The sequence below is a fragment of the Brachyspira hampsonii 30446 genome (assembly GCF_000316195.1).
GTDB classification, from domain to species: Bacteria; Spirochaetota; Brachyspiria; order Brachyspirales; family Brachyspiraceae; genus Brachyspira; species Brachyspira hampsonii_C.
This window is the reverse complement of record NZ_JH994111.1, coordinates 452,677-475,901: the sequence shown is the minus strand read 5'-3', so window position 1 is coordinate 475,901 and position 23,225 is coordinate 452,677. Positions and strand designations below refer to the sequence as shown.

Sequence of the window (23,225 nt, the reverse complement as noted above, 5' to 3'; positions counted from 1 at the left end):
ATTTTATTTTGCACCTGCTGCTTTTAATATTTTTACTATATCTTGATGTCCTCTTTGATTTGCATAAGTTAATGCAGTTCTGCCTCTATTATCCTTAATATTAATATCAGCACCTGCATTTACAAGAAGTTTTACTATATCAGTGTAGCCTTTAGAAGAAGCTCTCATTAATGCAGTTCTGCCCCATTTGCTTTTGAGATTCAAATTTACTTTATTTTCTATAAGCAATTTTACAACTTCTATATACCCGCCTTCTGCTGCTTCTATTAAAGCATTTTCGCCTACTCTATCCTGCTGATTAATATTAGCACCATTATTTATAAGTGATTTTACCTCATTTATATCGCCTCTTCCTGCCGCATCAATAATGGCTATGTTGCTTTTTGAAAATGCATTTAAACAAAATATCAAAAATAAAACAAATGAAAATATTAGTATTTTAGAATTCAAATTATCCATAAAAATCTCCCACTTTTTTATGATACTTAAACTTATAAAAATAGTATAATAAATATAATGATTTTTGTCAATTTTTTGTAAATAAAATTTATTTAAACTTTACATTTTTTTATATTATTTTTATTTTATGTAAACTAAATTTATATAAAACAGGTCTTTTATTATAAATTCTAATTGTTTATTATGATATTGTAAATTAACAAAATATAATATATGAATTTATAAATTTTTTATTTAATAGATTTTTATTATTGATAGTCATAAACTCGCTAAAAAATAGCCGATAACTTCCATTGTCAGTTATCAGCTGCTCGTTTATAGCATTGGTTAAACACTACTTATTAAGTTTTTTATTTCTATTTCCATGTTTTGTTATTTTTTTTAAAGCTACTTTTCTGTCTTTCTTTATCTCTATAGAACTTTTTTGTAATTCTCTATTTTCATTAAGAAGGGTTATATAAGCATCATATCTCTCATATGGTATCTCATCGTTTTCAAGAAGTTCTAATATATAGCAGTCCGGTTCATGCTGATGCGTACAGTCTTTGAACTTACATCTTTTGGCATACTCCTCTAAATCTTCAAAAGTCTTCTTTATACCTTTATCATCTTCCCATAAACCTAAATTCCTTAATCCCGGTGTATCTATTACTACTCCTCCGCTATCCAATACTAAAAGTTCTCTATGTGTAGTTGTATGCATTCCCTTAAAATCGTACTCTCTTACCTCTTGAGTTTTCATCTTTTCATCTTTCAAAAGATAATTAATAATAGTAGATTTTCCAGCTCCTGATGCTCCTATGAAAACTGATGAAGTATCTTTTTTAATATATTTCAAAAATGTATCTGCATTCTTACCTGTTTTTGAACTATAGGCGAATGCTGTTTCATTAGGATAAGTGTCTTTTATAGTTGATAATAATTCTTTGTATTCTTCATCTTCATATAAATCAATTTTACTTATGGCTATTATTGGTTTTATACCAGAAGTATGAACTACCGACAAATATCTTGCTATAGCAGACATCGGCATTTCATTATCAATACCAACTATAATAAAGGCATAATCAATATTGCTTACTATAGCCTGAATATCATTTTTTTTAATATTAGCTTTTCTATATAAAATATTTTTTCTAGTAAGTATTGTATCAATAAAGGCATTATTATCCGACTTTTTCATTAATACCCAATCGCCTACAACGGGAAGCTCACTTTGTATTTCAGAATTATATCTAATCTTTCCTTTAATTCTTGCTAAAAACTCTCCGTCATCAGAAAAAAGCGTGTAGTATCTTTTATTAATTCTTATTACCCTTGCAGGTACAAGCTCTTCATTATTAATTTCTTCCAAAGAATTAATATTCAAGCTCTCTAATGCTAACTTTTCAAAGTATTCATCAAAGCCTATATCTTTTATTTTCAATATTTATAACCCCATAATAAAATCTATGCTATATAATACTAAATATAAAAGTTTTGTCAATTTAATTATTGGATGTAGCAGAATTAGTTTCTAAATCTTTATTAATTTCTTCTATTTTATAATTTGGTATAACTTTAAATAAACTTTCTTTTAAGAAACTATCAACTGTTTCGAATAATACTATATCAGGATATTCTTTTATTATTTCAGAATTTTTATACCTGTCAATATGTCTATAACTTGCTTGTGAAAAACTAGAAGAAAGATATTCGAACATTGCTTGAGAAAAAGAATCACGTATAACAAACAATTTTCTATTAATAACATTAGTATTTAACTTTGGTTTTACTAATACATATTGGCTAAAAACATTTGTACCTTCAATTATATTATAATTATTATAACCTGATATCGTATATATTTTTTCTATATCTTTTTTTAAAAAACTATATAAATTTATGAAACTTGTCAAATCTTTATAAAAAGGAAGCATATTAGTTAATATAATATTACGATTATATATTTCAGGTACATTAATACCAACAGTTTTCATAAATTCACTATATCCTATATAAGCCCCTAAATAATTCCAATGATAATCGTATTTATAATACAATAAATATGTATCTTTATATTTCAATAATTCTTCTTTAGGATAAACTATTTTTATATCTGTATTTTTTCTAATATAATTTACAAATTGTTCTGCAGCATTAATCATGGTCTTTCTCTTAACATAGTATGGCATATAATCAGCATAAATCAATGTTTTATCAGGACATATCATAAACACAAAATCTATATTTTTTTTTCTTAATTCATTTCTAAAATGAAGTAAATTATTTTTGGCATTTTCTAATTCTTCATCAGAAAATCTATATATTCCAATATAATTTTGTATAACATACCTAATTTCTTTAAAAAAAACCCATTTATTTTTTCCAAGTATAGCACTTTGTGATAAAATATTATTAAAAATTAAAAAATCTATAATATTCTTTAATTGTATCAATTCATTTCTAAAAGGTAAATAATCATTAAAATATTTTTCATATTCATTTGGATATTTTGATAAATTATTTATGGATAAAATAGGTTTATTAGCTTTTAATCTATTCTCATAATTAGTATTGTCAAAATAACTTCCAAATAAAATATATATTATATTAGGCATTATCAAAAAACATAAAAATATTATAAGTATATATACATATATGTTTTTTAAGTTAATTCTAATTTTAATAAGACTTACAAATTCTAATATAATAGGTCTAATAAGTAAAGCAAATATAAAAAATAACAATATAGTTATTAAAAAAGTAAGTTTAAGTTTTAAACTGTATTTTATATTATCTATATTTCCTTCTATTTTATCAGATGATATTAGAGTACCAAAAGGACTTCCTTTATTTACAAATTTCATATCTTTTATATAATCAGGCAAACTATTAGTATTTAAATAGACTCCATATATATCACTGTTTCTAAATACTTTATCATAATAACTTATTCTAAAATTATAAACATAATTAGTCATTGAATTATTTGTAAGTATATACTCTTCTATGTTTTTAATATTATTAGCATTTATAAAATTATTATTTAATGTTTCTTCTATACTTAAGGAAATATCAGATAAATAACCAACTCTGCTAACTTTACCTAATATAAATAAAGAAAATAAAATAAATATGTATATTATAAAATATATTAACAACAATTTCATATATTTTTTGGAAATAAAAACAATATAATGTAAAATATTAAATAATGACTTTCTAAAAATATATACTAAAATAACAAATATATAAAATAATATTAAATATAAAAATAAATTAGAAAACTTTAATTTTAAAGAATATTTAATATTATCTATATTTCCTTCTATTTTTTTAGATGATATTAGAGCACCAAAAGGACTTCCTTTACTTACAAATTTTACATCTTTTATATAATCAGGTAGACTGTTAGTATTTAAATAAACATCATATATATCACTGTTTCTAAATACTTTATCATAATAATTTATCCTAAAATTATAAATATAATTAGTAATTGAATTATTTGTAAATATATACTCTTCTATATTAGTAATGTTATTGGTATTTATAGAATTATTATTTAATGTCTCTTCTGTATTTAATGAAATATAAGATAAATATCCTATCCTCTCTTTACTGCCTAAAATACTAAGAACTATTAAACTTATAACAAATAAAATTAATAAAGATACATAAATACTAATTAATACTTTTTTTAATTTCATAAATAACTCTCTTAAAATCTGAAATAAATAAATGGATTGTAAGTACCATTAACTAAATACATAATGCATATAAATAGAAGTATGAACTGAATAATACTTTCTAATATATAAACTCTGCTTGAAAATACAGCTTCTCTAATCTTTGGAAATAAACTCTGAAATATACCGCTGAATAATATACCAAATATAAAACATACTTGGGTTTGAGGATAAAAGAAATATCTTACTGTGTAAGGACTTTCATGATAACTAAACATTAACTTATATAAATCTAGTGCATGACTTAAATCATTGGCTCTGAATAATACCCAGCCTAGCACAAATACTAATATTACATATATATGATTAATAAACTTTAATTTATTTTTCTCTAATAGCCTGCCTAAAAATATACGCTCTATGACCAAAAATAAACCATGCCATAACCCCCAAAGAATAAAATTAAAACTAGCTCCATGCCATAAACCTGTAGCAAAAAATACAATCAGCAAGTTTAAATAAGTAAAATATTTTCCTCTGCGGTTTCCACCTAATGGTATATACAAATATTCCTTAAACCAAGTTGACAAAGATATATGCCATCTCCTCCAGAAATCCTGAACGGACTTTGATATGTATGGATAATTAAAATTCTCCAAAAACTTAAATCCAAACATATACCCCAAACCTATAGCCATATCAGAATAACCTGAAAAATCATAATAAATTTGAAGTGTATAAAGAATGGCAGCAACCCAAGCTAAGGCAGTACCTATATCACCTATAGGCTGTTTTAATATCTCATCGCATGATAAAGCAAACATATTAGCTAGTATTACTTTTTTTGATAGTCCGTAAATGAACCTTTTTATTCCGTAGCTGATATTCTCTAAACTCTCAGTCCTGTTTGTTATTTGACTGTCTATATCATGATACTTTACTATAGGACCTGCTATTAACTGCGGAAAGAAAGATATATATAATGCCAAATTAATAATATTTTTCTGTGCTTTATTATGTTCTCTGTAAACATCTATAACATAAGACAAAGCCTGAAAAGTGTAAAATGATATACCTATTGGAAGAACTATGTTTTTTAATGAAATTACTTCTTTACCTGATATAGAATTAATTATTGATATCGCAAAATCAGTATATTTAAAATAACCTAATATTGATAAATTAACTATTACACATAAGGATAAATATATTTTCTTTTTAGATTTGTCATTTTCTTCGATTGCCTTATCAATTAACAATGCAAAAAAATAATTAATTATTATAGAAGAAAACATTATAAGAGTGTAACTAACTCCACCCCAAGCATAAAATATAATGCTCGCTATAAGAAGCAGCACATTTCTAAATCTTTTATCGATTACATAATAAAGTATAAAAACTACAGGCAGAAAAAGCCACAAAAAAATCATAGAGCTAAATAACATAATAACTCCATGATTATAAATTTTTTATTTAAAAATATTTTTGTTAATGAATTAGAATATATTAAATTATTTATTCTATATAATGCTAGGTGCGGTGCGGTGCGGTGCGGTGCGGTGCGGTGCGGTGCGGTGCGGTGCGGTGCGGTGCGGTTACAACCATATTTTTATTCTCCTAATTTGATATTAGGACTATGATATAATAATTTCTGCTTAATGTCAAATAAAAATTATACATACACAAAAAAAGTATATAAACATAATAGAATTATAAAATTATTTATATAATAAGTATTAAAAAAAATTATTTGTATTATAATATAAAAATCAATTTATGGAGATTTAATATGTTTAATCTTCTTCTTGCTATTATATATTTATCTTTTATTAGTCTAGGACTTCCGGATTCCATTCTTGGATCAGCTTGGCCTACTATGTATAAAGAATTAAAAGTGCCTATTTCTTATGCCGGTATAATTTCTATGATTATTTCTGCAGGAACTATAATTTCTAGTTTGCAAAGCGATAGACTTACTAAAAAATTTGGTACAGGAAAAATAACCGCCTTTAGTGTTGCAATGACAGCTATAGCACTTTTTGGTTTTTCTATTGCTCATTCGTATTTATTTCTTTGTATTTGGGCTATACCTTATGGATTAGGTGCAGGAAGTGTAGATGCTTCTCTAAATAATTATGTAGCTCTTCATTATGAAAGCAAACATATGAGCTGGCTTCATTGTATGTGGGGAATAGGTGCTGCAATGGGGCCTTATATAATGGGATATGCACTCATTAATAATAATTGGAATAAAGGATACAGATACATATCAATAATACAGATTGTGCTGACCGCTATTTTATTTTTTAGTCTTTCTTTATGGAAGAAAAATGATGAACAAAATAAAGAAAAAATAAATACAAAAACTTTAAAATTAATAGAAATTATAAAAATATCAGGAACTAAAGAAATTATGATATGCTTTTTTTGTTATTGTGCCATTGAGTCTACTACAGGATTATGGGCAAGCAGTTACTTAAATCTATATAAAAATATTGATATAAAAACTGCAGCTTCTTTTGGAAGTTTATTTTATATAGGAATAACTATAGGAAGAGCAATATCCGGATTTATAACAATGAAATTAAATGATAATCAAATGATAATTTTAGGTGAATTATTAATTTTTATAGGAATAGTATTAATAATTATTCCTGCAGTAAATACAGTATCTTTAGTAGGATTTATCATCATAGGTTTAGGATGTGCTCCGATATATCCATCAATAATACATTCAACTCCATATAACTTTGGGAGAGAAAACTCTCAGGCTATAATAGGAGTACAAATGGCTAGTGCCTATATAGGTACTCTTGCAATGCCTCCATTATTCGGATATATTGCAAATCATATATCAATATCATTGCTTCCAATATATTTAGTATTCATTTTAATATTGATGTTTATTATGCATAGATTAATGATAAAAAAGACTATAAAAAAAGATAATGGAGATGCCTATATAAAACATCTCCATTAAATAAATATTATTTATTGATATTATAAATTAATGCTCACATCCGCAGTCACAGTCAGTAACTTTGATATTGCAGGATTTAGTATCTACATTATTCAAGGTATCATCTTTTTCTCCTAAAGGATAAAGAAGCCTTAAAGCATTTAATACTACTATTACAGTTACACCTGTATCAGCAAATATAGCAAGCCACATACTAGCAAGCCCCAAAGCTCCCAATATAATAGCCCCAAATTTTATTACCAATGCTAAAAGTATATTCTCCCAAACCACAATATAATTCTTTTTAGCAAGTTTTATAACTGAAGCAACTTTTGAAGGCTTATCGTCCATAATAACAACATCGGCATTCTCTATAGCAGCATCAGAACCAAGACCTCCCATAGCAATACCTATATCAGCACGGGCAAGAGAAGGAGCATCATTAATACCATCGCCTACAAATATTGAAGATTTGGAATCTTTCATCATACCTTCTAATGTAGTAACTTTATCTTCAGGCAAGCAGCCTCCTTTGAATGATTGTATATTCATCTCTTTAGCAAAAGTCTCTACTCTTCCAACATTATCTCCGCTTATCAATGCAGTTTTTATATTCATAGAGTTTAATAATGATATAGCCTCTTTAGTATCATCTTTGACACTGTCATCAATTAAGAAACCGCCGGCATATTTTGAATCTATAGCTATATGAACATTAATATTTTCTTTATAATTGGATGTGTCGATATTATTCTGCTTTAATAAATTAATACCGCCTATAAGTATATTTTTATTTTCTATTACAGCAGAAGCTCCCTTACCGCTAATATCCTTATGATTTGAAATTAAACTTTCATTTATAGAACCATTATGATGATTTTTATAATGTTCTACTATAGAAACTGCAATTGGGTGAGAAGAACCTGTTTCAGCATAAGCAGCATATTTAATCATAGTTTCATCATCATATACACCGGTATTGTATATTTCTTTTATAGAAAACTCACCTTTTGTAAGAGTACCTGTTTTATCAAAAATTACTTTATCAGTCTTAGCAAGCAAATCTAAAAACACTCCTCCTTTGACCATTACACCCAATTTTGAAGCCCTTCCTATAGAAGCAAAATATGTCAAAGGAATGCCAACCATAAAAGCACAAGGACAAGACACTACAAGCAAAGTTAAAGACCTTTGAAACCAATTAGAAAAAACCTCTTTGCCGTATATAAGTGTAGGTATAACTGTAAGAAAAATCGCTCCGAATACCACTATAGGAGTATAAATACCAGCAAACTTGCTTATAAACTGCTCAATATTAGCCTTTCTGTTTTGAGAATCCTGAACAAGTTTTAAAATTTTAGCTATAGAAGACTCAGCATAAGCTCTGACAACCTTTGCTTTTATAGTGTTATCACCATTTATAGTTCCAGCTAAAATTTCATCATTAACTTTAACGCTTCTAGGCATACTCTCTCCTGTTAATGCCTTAGTATCAATCCAACTTTCACCATCGTATATAACAGAGTCAAGAGGTACTTTCTCAAAAGGATTAATTATTATATTATCTCCAACATGAACTTCTGATATATCAGCTTTTTCAACTTTTCCATTTTCTCTTATAATGTTTGCTGAGTCTGGTCTTATAGCCATTAATGCCGCTATCGTTCTTTTTGATTTATCAACAGCCATATCCTCAAAATATTCACCTACCCTATAAAACATAAGTACCGCCAAAGCCTCTGGAAGCTGATGAAGTATAATAGCTCCTACTGTTGCAATACTCATAAGAAAGCTCTCACGCATGAACTTACCCTTTATAAAATCTAAAGCAGCATTCTTAAAAACTTCTCTTCCCAAAATAAGATATGGTATAAAGAAAATAATATATTCTATAGTACCATGTATATTTTTATGAAGCGTATATAATAATATTAATACTATAAGCCCTAAAAAAATCTCTGATAAAAATAAAAATCTTTCTTTATTCTTTAACATGTTCATACCCCCAAGTATAAATCTTTTCTATATGTTCATCATCTAGCCTGTAAAAAACATGAAGTCCTACTTTCCTTTTTTTAACCACCCTAGCCTGCCAGAGCATCTTTAAATGCTGAGAAACAGAAGGCTGCTTCATCTCTAGTAAAGATGATAATTCATGCACACATAACTCTTTCTCGCTTAATGCTGATATTATTTTAAGTCTAGTCGGATCTGAAAACACAGAAAAAAATCCAGCCAAAAGCGAAAACTCTTCATCATTCGGAAGTTTTGGAATGAGTGATGATATATTTGAATCTTTTGTACTTATTTCACAATCATCATCATTATTATTTAAATATTCCTCATCAGAAGTTTCAATATCTTTTTTTACATTATTTTTCATATTGCCTCATCTCTATATAAGTATATTATAATATAATAATATACTTATATAGCAATAAAGTCAATAGATAATATTAATTTTTTTAAAATTTCGTAAATACAAAAATAAGCACACAATAAAAGTAAATAAAAAGTAATAGAAAATTATTTAATTTTGATATATAATCTATAATATTTTTCATTTTTTAACGAATTTTGATTTTTACACAAATTTTACACAAAATCATAAAGTTAACATAATGACTAATAAATAATAAAAAAAGGAAAACTTTTAATTATGTATATTTTCAAAAAAAAAGACAAAGATTTTAGAAACCTTACAAATGAAGAAATAAACTTCCTTAAATCTCAAGGCTGTTCTTCTCAGTCTTGGAATAAAATACTCATCAAAAATGTAGATTTAAGCAGAATAAAAGATGTTCAGTTTCATGGCAGAATAAAAATAAACTCTCTTAATGGAAATGTTAGATATCATAAAAAACTTAAAGTATTAGCTTCTATAAACAGAGCAACTTTAATAAATGTATGCATTAATGGAAATGTTTATATTAATAATGTAGGAAGATTTATAGAAAATTATAAAATAGAAAATGGCGTTATAATAGAAAATGCAGGTTCCATATATATGGAAGGAAAAAGCAGTTTCGGAAACGGAGTTGAAACCTCTCCTATTATGGAAGGAGACGGAAGAAGTGTAAAAATATTTAATAGACTTAATTCTCATATAGCATATTTAGTTGCAATATACAGACATAAAAAATTAATGCGTGAAAAAATTAATACTATAATAGATGAATATGCAAAACAAAAAACAAGAAAATTCGGAAAAATAAAAAAACATGCCAAAATAATAAATGCAAGACTAATAAAAAACTCATTAATAGATCCATACACCACTGTAGAAAATGCAGATGAAATCAGCAATACAACAGTTATAAGTACAAAAGAATGTCCTTCATATATAGGAACTTCTGTTATATTAAAAGACTCTATCGTTCTTAAAGGTGCAAGTATAACAGACAGCACTGTAATAAAAAAGGCTTTTATAGGAGAAGGGGTAAGACTTGCAAGGCAGTTTTCATGCGAGGACTCTCTTCTTTTTGCAAACTGCGAAGGTGAGCATGGCGAGATGTTTTCTATATTTGCAGGTCCTTATACAGTTACGCATCATAAAGCAACACTTTTAATAGCAAGTCATTTTTCATTTTTTAATGCGGGAAGCGGTACTAATCAAAGCAATCATATGTACAAATTAGGACCTTATCATCATGGTTTTATGGAGAGAGGATGCAAAACTGGAAGTAATTCATATATTTTATGGCCTTCTTATATAGGGGCTTTTTCAACTGTTATAGGTGCTCATTATGATAATGTTGATACTTCGGATTTTCCTTTCTCATACATAACCGAACATGGGTATCATCAAACAAGACTAATACCTGCCTTAAATTTATTCGGTGTTGGGCTTTCAAGAGATGAAAATAAATGGAAAGACAGAGACAGAAGAAAAGGCGATAAAAAAGATTTGATAATATTTGATGTATTTAGTCCGTATACTGTTTCAAAAATGATTAAGTCCGAAAAGATATTAAAAAATATTAAAAAAGAAAATAATAATAATGATAAAAACTTTTTAACATACAAAAATATGATAATAAAAAAATCTTCTTTAGATAAATATTCAAAAAGATATTCTATAGCAATAGATTTATACTTGCATAACAAAATACTTTCATACATAAAAGATTCTAAAAATATAGATGAGATAATATCAAGTTTAGAATATGATAAAAATAATGTATTTGATAATTGGTCTGATATTGGAGGGCTTATATGTGCTAAGGACAGAGTTGATAATATAATAAATGACTTAGAAAATGACAAAATAAATGATATAAAATCATTAATTGAAGAGTTTGAAAAATTATACAATATATACTCTGAAGATGAAAAATCTTGGGTTATGAACTCTATTAAATCAAGATATAATATAGAAAGTATTAATAAAGATAATATAAAAAAATTATTAGATGAGCATAAAATATTATTAGAAAAAGCATATGATATATTTTATAAAGATGTTGAAAAAGAATATGATATAGCAAAAATGGTTAGTGCTGGAATAGATGATAAAACGATGATGGAAAAAGATTTTGAAGCTGTGAGAGGTACTGTTAATGATAATACTTTTGTTGTAAAATATAAAAAAGACATGGAAAATAAAATAAATGATATTAATAATTTAATTAATATATTATAATATATTAAAAATATTTGGAGTTGTTATGCTGATATATTCATTATCTATAAAATTAGAAAGAGGATTTGAAGATATAATCGAGGCTGTTATAGAGAGCGGTCAATTAAATATATTGGGTTTTAATATAGAGTTCCCAATAGAGGACAGCACTTCGTCTATAGTAAATATATATAATGAAACAGAGGATATATTAAAAAATAATCTCTCTATAATAGAAGAAAATATAAAAGATATTGCGAGTTATACTTTAACTACAAAACAGTTAAAATCAGAAGAATATTTAACTTCATATATAGAGTTTTTAAAGCCTTTTGATATTGGAAATATAACTATAGTGCCGAACTTAAAAGATTTTCATAATGAAGAAAGTACTAATCCTCTTTATATAGCAAAGCAGTATGCATTCGGTTCAGGAACTCATGAAACCACATCGCTTGCACTTGAAATGATTTATGAATATACTGATAATAACGATATAGCTTCAAAGAGTATTGCTGATATAGGATGCGGAAGCGGTATATTATCATTATTCGCTTATAAATTAGGAGCAAGAAATATTACCTCTATAGATATTGATAATGATGCTGTTAATTGTACTCTTGATAATGCAGATTACAACAGTATAAAACTTGATAATGTAATACTTGGAAATGCAAGAGATTTAATTAATTTGAATTTTAAATTTGATTTGGTAATAGCTAATATTGAAACTGATATTTTAATAGAGATTCTTGCGGATTTAAAAGAATTATTAAAAAGAAGTTCTACATTAATATTATCAGGAATTTTACTAGAAAAAGAATCCTATATGATTAATGCCATAAGAGCAAACAAACTGAATATTATTATGAGAAAAAGGAAAAATGATTGGGTATCAATAATGCTTAATTAATAATTATATTATAAACATATTAAGGAGAATAATATGCAATTAATAGATTTAGTAAAAAATGCAAAAGAGGCAACATATCAATTACAATCGCTTGATACTGATATAAAAAATAAGGCTTTGCTTGAAATAGCAAAAAAAATAGAAGAAAATAAAGATAAAATATTTGAAGCCAATAAAAAGGATTTAGAATATGCTCAAAAACTTCTTAATGAAAATAAAATTTCTAAATCAATTTTCAATAGATTAAAACTAGATGAAAATAAATTAATAGATGTTGTCTCTGGTATAAGAGATGTTGTAAAACTTGAAGACCCTATTAATAAAGTATTATTAGAAACTGAGCTTGATGACAATTTAATATTAAAAAAAATATCCTGCCCTATAGGTTTAATTGCTGTAATATTCGAGGCTCGTCCTGATGTTATATCTCAAATATCTTCTTTATGCATCAAATCTTCAAATGCTGTTATACTTAAAGGAGGTTCTGAAGGAGAAAATACTAATAAAGCAATATTCTACATAATAGAAGAAACTCTAAACAATATAAAAGAATTTCCAAAGAACTCTGTTAATTTAGTATTTACCAGAGAAGACATAAAAGAATTATTATCAATGGATAAATATATAGATCTCATAATACCAAGAGGCGGAAACAGTTTAGTACAATATATAAAATCAAATACAAATATACCTGTACTAGGACATGCTGACGGTATATGCCATTTATATATAGATGAATCTGCTAATCAGGAAAAGGCATTAAAAATATGTTTGGATTCAAAGGCTCAGTATCCGAGTGCATGCAATGCTGTTGAAACTATACTAGTAAACAAAAATATTGCCTCAGAGTATTTACCAAAACTTTATAACTTATTTAAAGAAAATGAAATAAAAATGAACGGTGATGAAGAAGTAAAAAAAATATTGAATACTCAAGACATAGGAGAAGTAAAAGATTGGCATTTAGAATACGGAGATAAAGAAGTATCATTAAAAATAGTAAAAGACACAGAGGAAGCATACAATCATATTAACAAATACGGCTCTCATCATACAGACTCAATCATATCCGAAGATAAAAACAATATAGAAAAGTTTATGACTTATGTTGATTCTGCCAATGTATACTGTAATGCTTCAACTAGATTTTCTGACGGATTTAGATACGGTTTCGGTGCGGAAGTAGGAATATCTACAAACAAAACGCATGCAAGAGGTCCTGTAGGTTTGGAAGGTTTAACCATATACAAATACAAAATTTTTGGAAATTATCAGATTGTAGATGATTATGTTACTCATAAATCTAGCTTTAAGCATAAGAGAATAAAATAAAATATAAAAATTATTAGTACCTGCTATTCGTTAGAATGGCAGGAGACATTTAACTAACAATTTTATTAGAGATAATAAAAGATTATGTAAACCATAGAGTTAGCTTTAAGCATAAAAGAATAAAATAATAATATGAAAAACAAGCTGGTATCTCTAAACTTACCAACTTGTTTTTGTTATTTTTCAAATATCAGGATTGTTTCAAAAGTACTTGAGATATTATATATATTTTGTAATTTACTGCCATCTTTAGAATACATACATACTAAAATTAGTTTAATTGCTAGTCTCAGCAATTATAAATAAAATTAGTTTTGAAACAAGTCTAATATAGAAAATTTAGTAATATTGATTTTATGTAAAATAATTATATAATAAATAAAAAACTTACCAAAATAAAAAATTATAATGACAAATTTCATAAAGAGTGAACTTAAAAATTGGAAAGCTTTAGAAATATTATGGATTGTAACAGCAACTGCTATAATACTATCACTTTCTATATATTGGAAAGAAAATATTATAGGCATAATATCATCAATAAGCGGTATATTATGTGTAATTCTAACAGGAAAAGGAAAATTATCTTCATATATATTTGGAATGATTAATACAATTCTATATTCGTATATCGCCTTTAATGCCAAATACTACGGTGAGTTTATGCTCAATGTCTTCTATTATATACCTATGAATATAGCTGGATTTATACTTTGGAGCAGAAATTTAAATAACGAAAGCAAGGAAGTTGTAAAAACAAAATTAAATGATAAATATAAAATTATAATATTTGCTTTGTCTTTTATATCTATATTTATTTACGGACTTATATTAAAAAAATTAGGAGGCTCTCTTCCCTTTGTAGATAGTGCAAGTACAGTATTTGCCATAACGGCACAGATACTATGCATAAAAAGATGTTCAGAACAATGGATAATGTGGATATTAGTAAATATTTTAAATATTTCTATATGGTATATTAACTTTTCAAGCGGCGGAGATAATATAGCCACTTTACTTATGTGGAGTGTATATTTAGTTAATGCTATATTTATGCTTATAAAATGGTACAAAGAGGCAAATGTTCAAAAATTTATAAAGTGAATATTTAATAAAAATAATAAAATATGTTGTTCGGAGTTTTTTATGTATAATGTAGGAATGTATGCAGGATCATTCAATCCAATTCATCTAGGGCATGTAAGATGCATAATAGAAGCTGCTAATCAATGTAAAACTCTTTTTATAATTTTATGCATTGGAAATAATAGAAATGAAATTGATAGAAAAATAAGATACAGATGGCTTTATCAATTAACTAAACATATAGGAAATGTAAAAATTCTATTTATAGAAGATAATGCAAAAACAAAAGAAGATTATACAGAAGATTTTTGGGAAGAGGATTCTATAAAAATTAAAAATGCTATAGGTGAAAAGATTGATGCTGTATTTTTGGGAGATGATTATAAAGATAAAGATTCTTTTTATACAAGATACTATAAAGAGTCAGAATTAATATTTATAGAGAGAGATGAAATAAGCTCTGCAAAGATTAGAGAAAATGTTTATAAATATTGGGATTATTTACCTAATATAGTAAAGCCTTATTATACAAAAAGAGTTTTGCTCTTGGGAAGCGAAAGTACAGGAAAATCAACACTTACAATTAATTTGGCTAATTATTATAATACCAATTATATAGAAGAGGCTGGAAGAGAAATATCCGAAAAATCTGGAACGGACTTGCTTATGCTTTCAGAAGATTTTACAGAAATCCTTTTAACTCATAAGCTAAATGAAATAAAGGCATTAGAACATAGCAATAAAATATTATTTATAGATACTGATGCTGTAATTACAATTTTTTATATGCATTTTTTGAAAGATGAAAATATAGTTAATAATGAAATATTAGCAAAAGCGATTATTAATATAAATAAATATGATGCAGTATTATTTTTAGAGCCTGATGTTGATTTTGTTCAGGACGGAGACAGAAGCGAAGTAATAAAAAATGATCGAGAAAAATACAGCAGACAAATAAAAGATATACTTGATAATCTAAAAATTAAATATTATTCTATAAATGGAGATTATCATTCAAGATTTAAAAAGGCAGTTTCTATAATAGATAAATTATTATAGAAGAAATTATATAAAATATTTGTATGCATCAAATATAATTTATTTTATATTAAATATATACATCTATTAGATATATAATACTTTACTTTTATCTGTATTTTAGTATAATAGTTTAGCAAATATTACTTTGTATTATTTAGCATGTTTTAATATTAAAATTATAATTAGGAAAATATATAAATGACTTTTGTATCTCCAAAATTTTTATTCTTGCTTCTTACTTTACCTATTATAATATTTTTATATATACAAACAAGAAAAAATCATTCATACTCAGTAAAGCACCCAAGGGTAAGTATGTCTAAAGTATTGAAATCAAGATACTATGTTAAAGATATACCATTTACACTTATAATTTTAGCTTTATTTTTTTCTATCATAGGTTTAGCCCGTCCTGCAAAAGTTTCTCATTTATCGGATATTAATGGAGAAGGTGTTTATATTTCTCTTGTAGTGGATGTTTCACCTTCTATGATGGCTGAAGATATGCTTCCTACAAGATTAGAGGCTTCTAAAAAAACAATGATAGATTTTATAAAAAAAAGAAATTTTGATAAAATAAGTTTGGTAGCATTTGCATTAAGGGCTTCTGTACTATCACCTGCTACCTTTGATTATACTTCATTAGAAGAAGAAATAAAAAAGATAGAAATAGATGAAGAAGGTTCTACTTCAATAGGACTTGGAATAGCCACTGCTGTTGATATGCTTAGAAGTGTTAAAGGCGATAATGAAAAGATTATTATACTTCTTACAGACGGAGAAAATAATTCTGGTGAAATAGATCCTAAATTAGCTTCAGAAATAGCTTCTAACTTTAATATAAAAATATATACTATAGGTATAGGTGATGCTGGCGGAAGTCATGCTTGGGTAACTTATGATGATCCTAATTATGGAAAAAGAAGAATAAGAGCGGATTTTACACTTAATGAAGAATCTTTAATAGATATAGCGGCAACTACAGGCGGAAAATATTTTAATGCTAAAAATGCCTCAGCTTTAGATAATGTTTACAATACAATAGACAGATTAGAGAAAAAACCAATATTAGATGATGATTTAATTCAATATAAAGAATTGTATAAACCTTTCATTATAATAGCTTTGATTTGTTTATGTTTAAGTGTAATACTTTCTACAACTAGGTTTTTGATAATACCATAGTTTGATATGTATTACAATCTTTAATTAATACTATATGTAATAATAATTCTTATAAAAATTAATAGTTATTTATACTAAATTGTAATAATTATCATATATTTCCTTGACTATTTATGTTTACTGATATAGAATAATCAGATTATATTTTAATAAAGAGGTAAAACTATGGCAGAGATAAAAAATTATTATTTCTCTTCTGAATCGGTAACAGAAGGCCATCCTGATAAGATCTGCGATGCTGTAAGCGATGCAGTCTTAGACGAATGTTTAAAACAAGATCCTAATTCAAGAGTAGCTTGCGAAACTTTAGCAAAAACAGGTATGATTTTTATTGCTGGAGAGATAACTACAAAAGCTAAATTGGATTATCAAAAAATCGCCAGAGATACCGTAAGGCGAATAGGATACACAAGCAGCGAAATGGGTTTTGACGCTGATACTTGTGCGGTAATGGAGGCTATTGCTGAACAGTCTCCTGATATAGATATGGGTGTTAGTGCTGGTAAAGGATTATTTAATTCTGAATCATCAAATGTTTCTGAAGGTGCAGGCGATCAAGGTATAATGTTCGGTTATGCTATAAATGAAACTGAGACATTTATGCCTTTAACTATACATTTAGCTCATAGATTGGCAGAGCGTTTGGCTAAAGTCAGAAAAGAAAAAATAGTTGACTATTTAAGACCAGATGGTAAAAGTCAGGTTACTGTTGAATATAAAGACGGTAAAGCCGCTAGAATAGAAGCTGTTGTTATTTCTACTCAGCATGCTGCAGGTGTTGATCACAAACAAATAGAAGCTGACATAAAAAAACATGTTATTAGTGAAATATGCCCAGCTAATATGCTTGATGAAAATACTAAATACTATATTAACCCAACAGGTTCATTTGTAGTAGGCGGACCTATGGGAGACTGCGGATTAACAGGAAGAAAAATTATTGTAGACAGTTACGGCGGACATGGTGCACATGGCGGCGGTGCTTTCTCTGGTAAAGACCCTACAAAAGTAGACAGAAGTGCTTGTTATATGGCTAGATATGTTGCTAAAAATATAGTTGCTTCTGGTATAGCTGACAGAGCTTTAGTTCAGTTTGCTTATGCCATAGGTGTTCCTGAGCCTTTATCTGTATATGTTAATACTTTCGGTACTGCAAAAGTTCATGATGAAGTATTGGCTAATATAGTTGCTAAAGAGCTTGATTTAACTCCTGCAGGCATAATCAAAAGATTAGATTTGAGAAGACCTATTTATGAAAAAACTACTGCTTACGGACATTTCGGCAGAGAGCTTCCAGAGTTTACTTGGGAAAAAACAGATATAAAAGATTTGTTTGCTAATGCTAAATAATTAATTTTAATAAAAGAATAAAAAAGTTTTAAACATTCAGGGCTTGTTAATAAAATATTAGCAAGCCCTTTATATTATAAATATTTTTAGGATACAAATATGAGAAAATTAAGAAGCGATTTCATGAAAGAGCCAGATTTGATAAAAGTAGTTGATATAGTAAAAAAAGATGATACTTTGTTATTTTGCATAAGAGAAAATAATATTAATGTTTATTATAGAGGAGTAAGTATTTTAAAATTTGAAGATGGTAAAGGAATAGATAAATCACATTACGATAAAGTATGTATTGCACATTCTTCATTATCTATATCTAATGTAAATGAATGGATTGATAATATTGGAACATTAAAAAATTTAGTTGATACAAAAATAAATAAATCCCAAACAGAAAAAGAATTTCAGCAATTGGTGGTTAGAACAAATACAAGTTCTAAATTAGCATTGGAGTCAGATTATTATTTTGTCGATATTGAAAGTATAGATCCTGATATGAAAGAATGCCGATTTGATATAGTTGGTTTTAAATGGGCTAATAGAAAAAATATAAATAAATGTAAATTGAGTATCGTAGAAATGAAATATGGTAAAGATGCTCTTGATAATATGAATAAACATTTTAGCGATATTTTATATTTAGACGGACATTCTCATCTTGATAGTTTAAAAGAACAAACTCTAATTCAATTTAGACAATTAAGAGAATTAGGATTAATAAATTTAAGCAGCGGAGCAGATAAAAATGCAGATGATATTAAAGAATTAGATGATAAAGCAGAATGTATTATTTTATTTGCCGATTTGAATCCTAAAAGCGAGCTTACTTATAGAATATATAAAGAAGCTATAAAAACACAATCTAAATTAAAAAATATAGAAATAAAATTTGCAGTATCTTCATTTATGGGATATGCATTATTCAATCAATTTGTATTAAACTTGGATCAATTTAAAGACTTCTGCATTGGATTAAAAATAACAAATTTCTAAATTATAAAAAGCATACTAATATTTATAATGCATATTAGTATGCTTTTATTTTATTAATATCTAGTTTTTAAATAAGTTAAAAAATCAGTAAGTTCATTAATTATATTAGCTTTACTTTTTTCAGCATGTCTTAATATATGCAGCAAAATACTTGATGCTGGTTTTGGATTTTCAATATCAAAAACAATTTTTTTATAATCTATATCATCGTATTCTATTAATTGCAATAATGTTTCTAATGCTTCAATAATTTTTTTATTATCTATTATCATAAATTTAGAATTATCATTTAAAACATTTCTCCAAGTATCTTCTAAATTCATATTTGATATTTTGTATACACTTGAAAGCATAGATTTATTTTTGTTAGAAATTACAGCTAAATGAAGAAAATCATCAGCCTTTATACTTTCATCATCTTTATTTTCTATCATTTGTTCTGCCCATAAAGTTTGTCTTGTAAGCTGATAAAGCTCTCCATTAAAATATACAGATGATTTATAATCTGAATATTTATGTTTTAACTGTTTTGAATTAGTAATCAGTGAAGTATATCTGTTTAATCTCTCTTCTCCTTTTTTATGTACGCCATTTTTTATCTTTATAGATTCATCTTCATTATTATAATATTCTTCTGTGTATTTCCATTCTATAACTACCATACATTTTTTATGATTTTCATCTTCTGCCAAAAATAATGCATCTATTGAAGTGTTTAACTCTCCTCTATTTGTACTTATTTCATTTAAATGATCTTTATCGCTTGAAACTTCAAAAGATATATAAGCCTTATTATATTTATCATTATCTAAAGTGAATAAATCTATAAACTTTCTATTTGTTATAAAATTAAGTGTATACAAACTTAAAAACTTACTTCTTCTAATAAAAAATAAATAATTTAAGCATGCTATCTGAGATGATAAAGTGTTTGTGGCAGGCTGATTTATATTAATATCTTTATTCCACCATTTTATTTCATTCTTTTCAAAATATTCTAAAGCCTCTTCAATTATAGGCGGATAGAAATTATTTTTATAATCTCCTAATACATAATGATATTTTGTACCTCTAAATATTCCGTTTCCTGCATCGCCATTAAAAAATCCATCTTTGATTAACTTTTCATTTTTTTTTAATTTCTAATTCTCTGTATATATTCATATAGACTTCCTTAAAATTATTAATATCTTATTTTTAAATATTTTACAAAATCTTCTAAATCATATATATCTTCTTCTGAAACAACTATATCTTCTGAACTTATATGGCTTTCAACAGAATTATTTTTTTTATTAGATAACTTACTACTATTTGACATTACATTAATGTTTTTATGAGATACTATTAAACTTGAATCTATAAGTCCATACTTTATTAATTCTGTAATATATTCTAATGCTTCAATAATTTTTTTATTATCTATTATCATAAATTTAGAATTATCATTCAAAACATTTCTCCATGTATCTTCTAAATTCATATTTGATATTTTGTATCTGCTTGAAAGAATCGATTTATTTTTATTTGGTATAACAACTATATGCAGAAAATCATCAGCTTCTATTTTTTCATTATATTTATTTTCTATCATCTGCTCAGCCCATAAAGTCTGTCTTGTAAGTTTATAAAGTTCACCCTGAAAATATATGCTTGATTTATAATTAAAATACTTCATCTTTAATTGTTTAGAGTTATTTATAAGATAAAAATATTCATTAAGTATTTTTTCATATTTATTAATAGAAAAATCTTCATCTGAATGATCTTCTGTATATTTCCATTCTATCATTATAATATGTTTTTTATTTTCTTTATCTTTTGCTAAAAATAAAGCATTTACTGATACATAAGGTTCTTTATAATTAGAAATTTCAAAGGCTATATATCCATTATCATTAATATAATTTTCAAAGGAAATCACATCTATAAAATTTCTATTTGTTATAAAATTAAGTACATGCAAGCATAAAAATCTATTTCTTCTAATATAAAATAAATGATTTAAACATGATATTTGAGATGATAAAGTATGACAGCTAGGTTTGCTTTTATTTTCACCCCACCAAGTAATAGCAAATTTATTAAAATAATCTATAACTTCATTGTATATTGGCATGTAGAAATTATTTTCATTATGTTCTAATACATAAGGATATTTTTTACCATTAAATACTCCGTTTCCTTTATCACAATTAAAAAATCCGCTTTTTATCAAGTATTCATTTTTTCTTTTTTCAAAATCTTTATACATAATAGTCTCCTCTATTTAATTATAGTATATGTAATTTATATGACAAAAACTGTCGTATAAAAATTTTTTATAAAAAATTAATATAATACTCATACTACTATTTTTAATATTTTAATATATAATACTTTTCACTAATAAAATAAAAGGCTTAAATAAAATGATACTTAAAGAACTTACTATTCGTTCTTTTAGAAATTACAATGAAAATATATTTGAATTCTCTGATAAAATAAATGTGCTTTACGGACATAACGGATGCGGTAAAACTAATATACTCGAAGCAATATATATGCTTGGAAACGGAGTATCATTTAGGACAAGACTTGATAGAGAGCTTGTAAAAAATGGAAATGATAATTATTTTTTGAGAGGAGTTTTCAGAGAAGATGAATTAAATTATGACACAAATATAGAAATAGCATATCAAAAAAAAGTAAAAAAGGTATTTATAGATAAAAAAGAAGTGTCTTCAAGAAAAGATCTAATAGGAAGAATACTTTATGTTATATTTCTGCCTAATGATACTGACTTGGTAATAGCAGAGCCAAAATTAAGACGAGATTATTTTAATATGCTAATATCTACAATATCATCAGAATATCTGCTTGCATTAATCAAATATAATAAACTCTTAAAAATGAGAAATATTTGTTTAAGCACCAAACCCAATGAAGCATATATCTATAATAATGATATAGCAAAACTTTCTATTTATATAGCTAGTGAAAATAAAAAATATTCTTCTCTTTTAGAAGATAAAATGAATGAAATTTACAAAAATATTTTTAATAATGAAAACCCTTATGCAATAAAGTATCAGTCTACTATAGAAGATATATCAAATGAAAACGAATATATAAAAAAACTAGAAACCACCCTAAACGAGCAAATAAGAATGCACACAACATATTTTGGGATACATAGAGCAGAGTATCAATTCTTTTATAAAGACTCCCTTTCAAAAAAATTTTCATCTCAAGGCGAGAAAAGAATGTTTACTCTCATAATGAAACTTGCAAGCGAGAAAATATTATCTGAATACAGAAAAAAATATCCTATTCTATTAATCGATGATGCTATGCTTGAACTTGATAATACAAGACGAGATAATATACTAGAATACATAAAAACATTAGGACAGGTATTTATTACCGTTACAGAAAAAGAAAAAGTGAAAAACTTTGAAAATGGAAAAGTATTTGATATACCAGATATAAGAATGTAAAATTATAAAAGGCTGCAAAATGAAATATAAGCCTTATGTAAAATAAGAATTGAAAAAGCTAGTGCAAGAAACAATATTTACTTGGGTGATATCTAGTTTAATAACTGATATGAGCAGATTATTCAGAAATACAGTT

General features: G+C 26.1%; 18 protein-coding genes. 10 read left to right on the top strand and 8 right to left on the bottom strand.

The genetic code is table 11. The annotated features are described in order from the left end of the window. Positions 1–3: 3 nt before the first annotated feature. The 4 genes from A966_RS06965 to A966_RS06950 form a co-directional block, all read right to left on the bottom strand. Positions 4–459: an ankyrin repeat domain-containing protein gene (locus A966_RS06965; RefSeq protein ID WP_008724007.1), complete on the bottom strand. Its 456-nt coding sequence runs from the start codon at positions 457–459 to the stop codon at positions 4–6. A 334-nt stretch (positions 460–793) separates the two neighbouring features. After that, a complete protein-coding gene (gene rsgA, locus A966_RS06960) occupies positions 794–1,885 on the bottom strand; it encodes a ribosome small subunit-dependent GTPase A (protein WP_008724005.1) in 1,092 nt (363 codons plus the stop codon). A gap of 61 nt (positions 1,886–1,946) precedes the next feature. Further along, complete coding sequence (locus A966_RS06955) at positions 1,947–4,151, bottom strand: alginate O-acetyltransferase AlgX-related protein (protein ID WP_008724003.1); 2,205 nt, start codon at positions 4,149–4,151, stop codon at positions 1,947–1,949. Between the two features lie 11 nt (positions 4,152–4,162). Further along, a complete protein-coding gene (locus A966_RS06950; protein ID WP_008724000.1) occupies positions 4,163–5,575 on the bottom strand; it encodes an MBOAT family O-acyltransferase in 1,413 nt (470 codons plus the stop codon). Between the two features lie 344 nt (positions 5,576–5,919). Between A966_RS06950 and A966_RS06945 the strand changes: the two genes are divergently transcribed. Next, positions 5,920–7,110 carry an MFS transporter gene (locus tag A966_RS06945; RefSeq protein ID WP_008723998.1) on the top strand — a complete coding sequence of 397 codons (1,191 nt, stop codon included), beginning with the start codon at positions 5,920–5,922 and terminating at the stop codon, positions 7,108–7,110. A gap of 27 nt (positions 7,111–7,137) precedes the next feature. Here the strand turns inward: A966_RS06945 and A966_RS06940 are convergent, their stop codons facing one another. Both A966_RS06940 and A966_RS06935 read right to left on the bottom strand, forming a co-directional pair. Further along, positions 7,138–9,084 (bottom strand): heavy metal translocating P-type ATPase, encoded by a 1,947-nt coding sequence (locus A966_RS06940; protein ID WP_008723996.1) that lies wholly within the window; start codon positions 9,082–9,084, stop codon positions 7,138–7,140. Further along, a complete protein-coding gene (locus A966_RS06935) occupies positions 9,071–9,472 on the bottom strand; it encodes an ArsR/SmtB family transcription factor (protein WP_008723994.1) in 402 nt (133 codons plus the stop codon). The genes A966_RS06940 and A966_RS06935 overlap by 14 nt, the downstream gene beginning before the upstream one ends. Before the next feature lie 276 nt (positions 9,473–9,748). Between A966_RS06935 and A966_RS06930 the strand changes: the two genes are divergently transcribed. From A966_RS06930 to A966_RS06895, 8 genes are all read left to right on the top strand, one after another. Next, the gene (locus A966_RS06930; RefSeq protein WP_008723992.1) at positions 9,749–11,731 is read left to right on the top strand and encodes a DUF4954 family protein; all 1,983 of its coding nucleotides are present in this window, start codon (positions 9,749–9,751) and stop codon (positions 11,729–11,731) included. 25 nt (positions 11,732–11,756) lie between these two features. Next, positions 11,757–12,623 (top strand): 50S ribosomal protein L11 methyltransferase, encoded by an 867-nt coding sequence (locus A966_RS06925; RefSeq protein ID WP_008723990.1) that lies wholly within the window; start codon positions 11,757–11,759, stop codon positions 12,621–12,623. 33 nt (positions 12,624–12,656) lie between these two features. Then, positions 12,657–13,955 carry a glutamate-5-semialdehyde dehydrogenase gene (locus A966_RS06920; protein WP_008723989.1) on the top strand — a complete coding sequence of 433 codons (1,299 nt, stop codon included), beginning with the start codon at positions 12,657–12,659 and terminating at the stop codon, positions 13,953–13,955. Positions 13,956–14,363: 408 nt separating this feature from the next. Beyond that, positions 14,364–15,059 carry a nicotinamide riboside transporter PnuC gene (gene pnuC / locus A966_RS06915; protein ID WP_008723988.1) on the top strand — a complete coding sequence of 232 codons (696 nt, stop codon included), beginning with the start codon at positions 14,364–14,366 and terminating at the stop codon, positions 15,057–15,059. Between the two features lie 42 nt (positions 15,060–15,101). Continuing rightward, the gene (locus tag A966_RS06910; protein WP_008723987.1) at positions 15,102–16,103 is read left to right on the top strand and encodes an AAA family ATPase; all 1,002 of its coding nucleotides are present in this window, start codon (positions 15,102–15,104) and stop codon (positions 16,101–16,103) included. Positions 16,104–16,283: 180 nt separating this feature from the next. Beyond that, complete coding sequence (locus tag A966_RS06905; protein WP_008723986.1) at positions 16,284–17,270, top strand: vWA domain-containing protein; 987 nt, start codon at positions 16,284–16,286, stop codon at positions 17,268–17,270. 165 nt (positions 17,271–17,435) lie between these two features. After that, the gene (metK, locus tag A966_RS06900; protein WP_008723984.1) at positions 17,436–18,620 is read left to right on the top strand and encodes a methionine adenosyltransferase; all 1,185 of its coding nucleotides are present in this window, start codon (positions 17,436–17,438) and stop codon (positions 18,618–18,620) included. A 99-nt stretch (positions 18,621–18,719) separates the two neighbouring features. Further along, a complete protein-coding gene (locus tag A966_RS06895) occupies positions 18,720–19,610 on the top strand; it encodes a hypothetical protein (RefSeq protein WP_008723982.1) in 891 nt (296 codons plus the stop codon). A 53-nt stretch (positions 19,611–19,663) separates the two neighbouring features. Here A966_RS06895 and A966_RS06890 read toward each other — a convergent pair whose 3' ends face one another. Both A966_RS06890 and A966_RS06885 read right to left on the bottom strand, forming a co-directional pair. Next, positions 19,664–20,689, bottom strand: coding sequence for a PGN_0703 family putative restriction endonuclease (locus A966_RS06890; protein WP_332835052.1), 1,026 nt, complete (start codon positions 20,687–20,689; stop codon positions 19,664–19,666). 104 nt (positions 20,690–20,793) lie between these two features. Beyond that, positions 20,794–21,864, bottom strand: coding sequence for a PGN_0703 family putative restriction endonuclease (locus tag A966_RS06885; protein WP_008723978.1), 1,071 nt, complete (start codon positions 21,862–21,864; stop codon positions 20,794–20,796). A gap of 157 nt (positions 21,865–22,021) precedes the next feature. Between A966_RS06885 and recF the strand changes: the two genes are divergently transcribed. Further along, positions 22,022–23,089: a DNA replication/repair protein RecF gene (gene recF, locus A966_RS06880; RefSeq protein WP_008723976.1), complete on the top strand. Its 1,068-nt coding sequence runs from the start codon at positions 22,022–22,024 to the stop codon at positions 23,087–23,089. The last annotated feature ends 136 nt before the right edge of the window (positions 23,090–23,225 follow it).